Annotated in this window: 9 protein-coding genes; 7 read left to right on the forward strand and 2 right to left on the reverse strand. The window is 44.4% G+C overall.

The annotated features are described in order from the left end of the window. Positions 1-213 precede the first annotated feature (213 nt). Positions 214-591, reverse strand: coding sequence for a VOC family protein (locus P4361_RS20995; RefSeq protein ID WP_062237305.1), 378 nt, complete (start codon positions 589-591; stop codon positions 214-216). A 323-nt stretch (positions 592-914) separates the two neighbouring features. Here P4361_RS20995 and P4361_RS21000 point away from each other — a divergent pair, with 323 nt between their 5' ends. The 3 genes from P4361_RS21000 (at position 915) to P4361_RS21010 (ending at position 3439) form a co-directional block, all read left to right on the forward strand. Continuing rightward, a complete protein-coding gene (locus tag P4361_RS21000; RefSeq protein WP_328090849.1) occupies positions 915-1412 on the forward strand; it encodes a hypothetical protein in 498 nt (165 codons plus the stop codon). Between the two features lie 140 nt (positions 1413-1552). Then, positions 1553-1933 (forward strand): PaaI family thioesterase, encoded by a 381-nt coding sequence (locus P4361_RS21005; protein ID WP_053356717.1) that lies wholly within the window; start codon positions 1553-1555, stop codon positions 1931-1933. A 258-nt stretch (positions 1934-2191) separates the two neighbouring features. Next, positions 2192-3439: an MFS transporter gene (locus P4361_RS21010; RefSeq protein ID WP_328090850.1), complete on the forward strand. Its 1248-nt coding sequence runs from the start codon at positions 2192-2194 to the stop codon at positions 3437-3439. Between the two features lie 77 nt (positions 3440-3516). On the opposite strand, the gene P4361_RS21015 is transcribed toward P4361_RS21010, so the two are convergent. Further along, positions 3517-3735 (reverse strand): hypothetical protein, encoded by a 219-nt coding sequence (locus P4361_RS21015; RefSeq protein WP_328090851.1) that lies wholly within the window; start codon positions 3733-3735, stop codon positions 3517-3519. 143 nt (positions 3736-3878) lie between these two features. On the opposite strand from P4361_RS21015, the gene fdhF reads away from it, so the two are divergent. From fdhF to P4361_RS21035, 4 genes are read left to right on the forward strand one after another with little or no spacing between them, the layout of a single operon-like run. Next, positions 3879-6854 carry a formate dehydrogenase subunit alpha gene (fdhF, locus tag P4361_RS21020; protein ID WP_328090852.1) on the forward strand — a complete coding sequence of 992 codons (2976 nt, stop codon included), beginning with the start codon at positions 3879-3881 and terminating at the stop codon, positions 6852-6854. Beyond that, positions 6829-7326: a DUF1641 domain-containing protein gene (locus P4361_RS21025; RefSeq protein ID WP_328090853.1), complete on the forward strand. Its 498-nt coding sequence runs from the start codon at positions 6829-6831 to the stop codon at positions 7324-7326. Before fdhF ends, P4361_RS21025 begins: the two co-directional genes overlap by 26 nt. A gap of 15 nt (positions 7327-7341) precedes the next feature. Continuing rightward, positions 7342-7563, forward strand: a complete 222-nt coding sequence (locus P4361_RS21030; protein ID WP_328090854.1) for a heavy-metal-associated domain-containing protein — start codon at positions 7342-7344, stop codon at positions 7561-7563. A 29-nt stretch (positions 7564-7592) separates the two neighbouring features. Then, positions 7593-7727 carry a hypothetical protein gene (locus P4361_RS21035; RefSeq protein ID WP_256224861.1) on the forward strand — a complete coding sequence of 45 codons (135 nt, stop codon included), beginning with the start codon at positions 7593-7595 and terminating at the stop codon, positions 7725-7727. Positions 7728-7859 lie beyond the last annotated feature (132 nt).

The raw sequence follows: 7859 nt of genomic DNA on the forward strand, positions 1-7859 counted from the left end.
GTGCGAGATCCTCGAAAATGAAAATCACATTTTCTTCGTGCGATGCACCGCTGCCGCAGCGTTCCTTGTCCTGCGGGACTAGCGTGACAGGTGAGACTCCCGCAGGCGCTAGCGCCAAGAGGCTCACCGCACGCCCCGCGGAAAGCGAGCACCCTGGAACGGAAATCAACAGCTTACAGACTTCTTGGACAGCCCCCTTTTCTCGTGTATCCTTTATTTGTCTTCCCTTAATAAATAATCATTGCCATCTTGATCTTTGAATGAAAACATGTTCCCAAAAGGCAATCTTAGCATTTCATCTACTTCCACACCACGTTGTTTCATTTCTTCATAAGCGGATTCTATATCAGTCGTACTGAATAAAACGGACGGATGTGCAACTTTAGATGGTTTTTGCTGTTCCATTGCTGCCTTTGAATAAAGAACTAAGGTGGTAAATTCGTCTTCACTTGGTCCCACTTCGATCCAAGATGCGTTTGGCCCCATAGGCTGGTCCGCTTTTAAAACAAAGTTCATTTTATTTAGCCAAAAATCTTTAGCTTCTTCTTGATCTTGGACATACACCGTTATTTTCCCAATTTTATTAATCATATAAATCTCCTTTTTATCAAATCGTTATATAAATTGAGTTTATCAACATTTTTAGAATATTCAAGAGAGTTCAGCCGGCAGAGGTTTTATGAAAATGATGTGTTTTGCAAGTAAACCTTGTCGAACCGCAAGTAAAGTCCGACTTTTCGCAAGTAATGAAGGCAAAATCGCAAGTAATGAGAACATTTCCGCAAGTAAACTTTGTCGAATCGCAAGTAACGCCTCAGAAAGAGGAAAATGAGCCACCCTCTAAACATTTTTTTTGAAAGAATAAAATTAATAGACTATTTTTCCCCCTAGTAAACATAGGATGTAAAGAGAGAATGGATTATTGGTTGAGTGTGGAGGGATCTATGGGTAAAAGAGAGCCTATAATCATTTTCATGTTGATGGTCGTGACGGGTTTATATGTTGGTTTTAAAGTGAATGATGCGCTGTTTGCAAAATACGTGCAGGCGGCACCGGTTTCATCAAATCTCGGACAAGAAAAGCCCAATGATTCAGTCACCCAGCTAAGAGAAGCCAGAAACCAAAAGAAAAAGGAGATAGAGTCAGCGTTTAATAAGTATATGTCCTACAACTTCGGCGACTTAAATCGGTATCACGCCGTTCTTGATACGCAAGCCATTATCGCGAAGGAAGAAAAGTTCTTTATCATTCAATCAAAAAAGGCTGCCTATAATCAACAGGTAAAGAGCTTTTTTGATGTATGTGTGGCGCAGCACTTCAGTGGTACAGAAAGTGATCCGGGGAGCCGAGTGAACCAAGTTTGGTTGGTAGACAAGGATTTTACGGTTCTTGAGAAGGATAGAGTGGACTAGTTAGGACGCTTTGCGTTGCTTGATTACCGCGTCCGGCAATTTCATTATTGATATAAAGCCGAAGCTGTCATTTTTGACAGCTTTTCCTATTGAGCCCTATACTTTTAACGAATAAATAGAAGAGGCAGGAGTGGTGTTTCATGTTCATAAAACAAGCGTTTGATCAATTTTTGGAGCTTGAGTATGAAAGAGTGGATCAGAAAACGGTTAAAGTGAGCTTACCCGTAAAATCGATGTATCGTAATAGTCTGGGAGTCGTTCATGGGGGCATTATCTCTTCATTGGCGGATGTAGCCATGTGCAATACGATTGAACCCAATGAAAACAATCAGCAGAAGGTGGTAACTGTCGACCTAAATGTTTCCTTTTTAAAAGGAGGAAAAGGTGATTTATTAGTTGCCCATGCACAGGTTGTAAAAGAGGGTAGAACACTGACCCATACCGAATGCCAAGTCTTTAATGATCAAAAGGAAATGGTTGCTAAAGCAAGTGCCGTCCTTTTTAATGTTGAAGGGGCATAACATGTTCATTCAACATCCTTTTACCCTTTATCCCTGTAAAGGACAGGGATTTGTGTTATAATGGAATTATGACGCTTTTTCAGGCAGCTGCTTTCTACACAAATAGGCTGACTACATAGTGCCAGACCCCCCCACACGAGTAGCGTTTGTGGAGGAGTCGGGCATTTTCTTTTTTAGAAAGCACTGCTGTGTTCTGTTGTTTTTCAGGAGTTTCATCATAGAAGAAAGCTGCACCAAGAATTTTGAGGAGGAAGCAATGTGATTTCAAAAAAACAGATTTATCATACTCAATCCGTTTCTAAGCCTGGAGTATGGCTGCTCATCCTGGGCATCGTTTTTGCAGGTGCTAATTTAAGGGCACCGTTAACCTGTGTAGGTCCAATCATCGAAATCATTCGTAAAAATACTGGAATGTCCAATACATTAGCAGGAATGCTGACTACGCTGCCACTGCTTGCCTTTGCCCTGATCTCACCGGTCGCCCCAAAAATCGCCCGGAGGTTTGGATTGGAGCATACCCTGTTTGGAGCTTTACTTTTATTGGGAGCAGGTATTCTTTTGCGTTCTGTTCCTTTTACACCAGGTTTGTTCAGCGGGACGATTTTGCTCGGAATTGCCATTGCGGTGTGTAACGTATTGTTGCCAAGCTTAATCAAAAGGGAATTTCCAAACAAAGTCGGGATGATGACTGGCACCTATTCCGTTTCAATGAATATGTGGGCTGCTATTGCCTCTGGCGTCAGTATTCCGATTACAAAAGGGTTGGGGTATGGCTGGCGCTTTTCCCTCGTATGCTGGGCACTCATTTCTCTCGTATCCATCATTGTGTGGATCCCTCAGCTGCTTCAAAAACAGCATATTCCTAAATCTTCTTCTTCAGGGACGCACCTTTGGGGTTCCGGGCTTGCATGGAAGGTTACCTTGTTTATGGGGCTGCAATCCACCGTCTTTTATGCCATCATTACCTGGCTCCCGGCTATTTTGCATCAACAGGGGGTTAACCCGACAAAAGCAGGCTGGCTTTTATCATTAACTCAATTTGCAAGCCTTCCGCCTACTTTTATTGTGCCGATTTTAGCGGGAAGAAGTGCTAACCAGCGCAAGTTAGTAGCTTTCACTGTCATCTTTTTGCTCTTGGGCTATGCGGGTATTCTTAGTGGAATGACATGGCTCGCACCTGTTTATGTCATCCTGATTGGAATTGGAATCGGATCAGGATTCGGCCTTGCCAACATGTTTTTCTTGCTGCGGACGCAAAATGCCCATCAGGCGGCAGAGCTTTCGGGTATGGCACAATCTGTCGGGTATTTGCTGGCTGCCATAGGACCGGCTCTTTTCGGCTTCCTGCATGATCAGACCCATAGCTGGACGGTTCCGCTTATCATTTTAGTCGTTGCGGCCATACTTCTCTATGTAGTAGGGATGGGTGCAGGAAGCAACAGCTTTGTTAGAGAAGAAAATGAAAATGATAATGACAATTCCCAGCTTAAACAGAAAGCCTTATAAGCGATGGGTAAAAAAACAGGCTGTTGACCTCACAAGTTCAACAGCCTGTTTTTATATATAATTTCTTCGGCAAAATCTTATGGCAATAAATACACCTCATAATGTGGATAATCGTTCAATTTCTCCCGTTTTAATCTCCCTTCATCCACCAGTGCATTCAGTCCCTGTTCAATTTCCATTGGCTTTACCCCATACAGATCAGCAACCTTCACTGTGGATACCGCCATACATTTCGGCACTTTCGTAGATGAAACAATCATCGATTTGACATGCGAAAACAATGTGTCATTCTCCATCCATCTAACACTCCTTCTTGAATCCTGTCTATAAAAATAGTAACCAATCCTGCTATCTCATATGCAGTTTCCTTTTAATTACTTTCATTTTTGGAAATGCTATGCAAAGGAAATGAAATAATGAAAAGAGGGAAGCGCATTCAATGGAAGAAAAACAGTTTTCAATCAAGATCAATGGAAAAGACTTTGCTGCCACTGAGGGAAAAACCATTCTTGAAGTTGCCAAATCTCAGGATTACGAGATACCGAGTATTTGTTACCATCCTGATCTTGGCACCATTCAAACATGCGATACCTGCTTTGTTCAAGTAGAAGGAGAGCTTGTACGGGCTTGTTCAACAAAAGCCAAGCCAGGAATGGAAGTAGATACGTTATCGAAGACGGTAAAGGATGCGCAATATGAAGCGATGTCGAGGATCTTGAAAAACCATGAGCTCTATTGCACCGTCTGCGATAACAACAATGGTAATTGTGTGGTTCATAACACCGCGGAATATTTGGAGATTGAACATCAAAAATATAAATTCGAAGCAAAGCCCTATCCGCCGGATAACTCTCATCCCTTCTACCGCTATGAACCAGATCAGTGCATTTTATGCGGGAGATGCGTCGAAGCATGCCAGGATCTGCAGGTAAATGAGACGCTGACGATCGATTGGGAACGTGAAGCTCCGCGTGTGATTTGGGATAACGATGTACCGATCGATGAATCTTCATGTGTTTCTTGCGGTCATTGTGTGACGGTTTGTCCATGCAATGCGTTGATGGAGAAATCCATGCTTGGAGAAGCGGGTTATCTGACAGGGATTCCAGCAAACATGCTGGGGCCGATGATTGATCTTACGAAGGAAGTAGAACCGGGGTATAACGAAATTTTCGCGATTTCTGAAATGGAAGCAGCCATGCGGAAAGCCCGGATCAAAAGGACCAAAACGGTTTGTACGTATTGTGGAGTAGGCTGCAGCTTTGAAGTATGGACAAAAGGAAGGGATATTCTAAAAATTGAACCAAGTGAGGAAGCTCCTGTCAATGGCATTTCAACTTGTGTAAAAGGGAAATGGGGCTGGGATTTTGTCAACAGTGAAGAACGATTGACAAAACCTTTAATCCGTCAGGGAGAAGAATTTGTTGAAGCGACCTGGGAAGAAGCACTGAAATTAATCGCGAGCAAACTGACAGAGATTAAAGATCAGCATGGTCCAAATTCCATTGGCTATATCGCCTCTTCCAAATGCTCCAATGAAGAGAATTTCCTTTTTCAAAAATTTGTGCGTGCCATCATGGGATCCAATAATGTGGACAACTGCTCAAGATACTGCCAGTCCCCAGCCACAGCTGGTTTAATGCGGACGGTGGGTATTGGCGGTGATGCCGGGACAATAAAAGATATCGCGGCCGCAGAGCTTGTGATCGTTGTCGGGGCCAATCCAGCTGAATCTCATCCTGTGCTGGCTACAAGGATCAAGAGAGCGCATAAACTGCACGGCCAAAAATTGATTGTAGCCGACCTGAGGAAAAATGAACTGGCAGAGCGGGCTGATATACACCTTCATCCAAAACCAGGTACCGATTTGATTTGGCTTTCAGCGATTACGAAATATATCATCGATCAAGGATGGGAAGATAAAGAGTTCTTGAAAAACCGGGTGAACGGGCTGGACGATTATCGATCATCCCTGCAAAAATTCACGCTGGAATATGCCGAAGAAAAAACAGGCATAAAGAAAGATGAATTGATTCGAATCGCGGCCACAATTCATGAGGCGAAATCCGTTTGTGCATTATGGGCAATGGGTGTGACCCAGCACATGGGAGCTACGGACACGAGTACAGCGATCTCCAATCTGCTGTTGATCACAGGAAACTACGGACGAACAGGGACCGGTGCCTATCCATTAAGAGGACATAACAATGTGCAGGGTGCTTGTGATTTCGGAACCATGCCTGCATGGTTCCCTGGGTATGAGCCTGTACAGGACAAGCAGGTGCGTGAACGCTATGAACAAGCATGGGGAGTTACACTGTCCGAAGAGCCAGGATTGGACAATCATCAAATGGTAGAGGCGATCCATAAAGGAACATTAAAAGCGCTCTATTTGTTTGGAGAGGATATGTCATTGGTGGATTCCAATTCAAATTTCGTGGATGCCGGCTTTGAAAAACTGGACTTTTTTGTGGTACAGGATATTTTCTTCAGTAAAACGGCACAATTCGCAGATGTCATCTTGCCTGCCGCGCCAAGTCTTGAAAAGGATGGAACCTTCGTGAATACCGAACGCCGCATCCAGCGGTTTTATAAAGTATTGGAACCGCTTGGACAGTCAAAGGCGGATTGGGAAATCTTTCGGGATCTTGCCAACGTTTTAGGGGCGAATTGGAACTATACTCATCCAGGTGAAATTATGGCAGAGGCAGCGAGCCTGGCGAAAATGTTCGCGGGTGTAAGCTATGAAAGACTGGAAGGGTGGAAAAGCCAGCTTTGGCCTGTGGCGGCAGATGGAACAGATTCTCCTCTGTTATACCAGGAACGGTTTGCATTTCCTGACGGCAAGGCGAGACTGGTCGCTGTTGAGTGGACAGAGCCCTTTAAACCGGGAGAAGAGTATGACCTGCATTTGAACAACGGCCGTTTGCTGGAGCACTTCCACGAAGGAAACATGACGTATAAATCGGATGGCCTGACACACAAAGTTCCTCATCCTTGGGTAGAAATTTCTCCTCAGCTTGCTCTTGAGCGAAAGATCGAGGACGGTGCGTTAGTCAGCCTGACTTCTCCGTATGGAAATGTGGAAGTACGGGCTATGGTTACCGAACGGGTAAAAGGCAATGAGCTTTATTTAACGATGAACACAAGGGAAGACATTGAAGCGGTAAATAAGTTAACGAGCAGCTACCATGATATTGTTACACATACACCGGCCTACAAAGAAATGGATGTGAGGATGGAAGTACTGGAGGCGTCAGGAGAACCGCCGCTTCCGAAAGTGAATCACCGTTTTGGCAACCGCATTCCCCAGATCAGTGTTCGAGTAGAAGGCAAGTGGAAGCGTTCGGATTTTACGCCAATAGAAGATTTAATAAGGGGGGACGAATATGGCGAAAGCAATCAAGCAAATTAAAAAGCAAATTCACACCCGGGAAGAAGTGCAGGCAGAAGCGGTTTCAGGCATTGTCAATGAGCTTGCAAACAACAGCGAGGCCATTCTGACCATGATAGGAATCGTGAAAAACCTCCATGAAATGGGTGCCCTGGATACGCTTTCGGCACTGATTGAAAAACGCAATGATGTGGGAGTGATCGCCGTTCAACAATTGAATAAGCCTGAGATGCACAAGACGATAAAAAACGGAATCAACGCTTTTAACTTCTTAGGCACCTTAAACCCGGATCAACTGAAAACCATGCTGTCGGGACTCAGCAAAGGGCTGGAACGGGCGGCCGAATCCGTTGAAAAACAGGAAAAGCCGAGCCTCTGGGAATTAGGCAAAAGGATGAGAAACCCTGAAACGAGGGCAACGATGTCGATGATGACGGAGTTTTTGCAGGGCATGGGTGAAGGTATTTCGGATGTACCAAGACATAATAAATAAAGGGTGAAGCCAGGATTGGAAACAAAAATTATAAAAATCAAAGATATCGTAAATGAACAGGATGCCGCTAAAATTGCCCATGCTCTTCAGCACGTGTGGGGGATTGGACAGCTTGATGTAAATATAAAACGGGGAGAGGCAAGCATAAGTTTCGATGAAAAAATGGCTTCCTATGAGGACTTTGTTCAAGCCATCCATGAAAGCGGCTATGCTGTTGAAGATGGTGAGCTTCAATAATTCTGATAGGCTAAAGGAGAAGGCACATCATGAAGAAATGTGAAATCTGTGGAATGGAAGAACAGAGGGAAAACGACCAAACCAGTATTCCTGCTAAAATCCTGCACATCTGTGAAAACTGCCAAAATGACCGTAAGCTGGATATGTACGATGGAATCGTATAAGAGCGCGATAAACGGGGCTGTCCAAGAAGTCTGTAAGCTGTTGATTTCCGTTCCAGGCTGCTCGCTTTCCGCGGGGCGTGCGGTGAGCCTCTTGGTGCAAGCACCGGCGGAAGTCTCACCTGTCACGCTAGT

The organism is Fictibacillus sp. B-59209, assembly GCF_036216745.1.
In the GTDB taxonomy this organism is placed as follows: Bacteria; Bacillota; Bacilli; order Bacillales; family Fictibacillaceae; genus Fictibacillus_C; species Fictibacillus_C marinisediminis.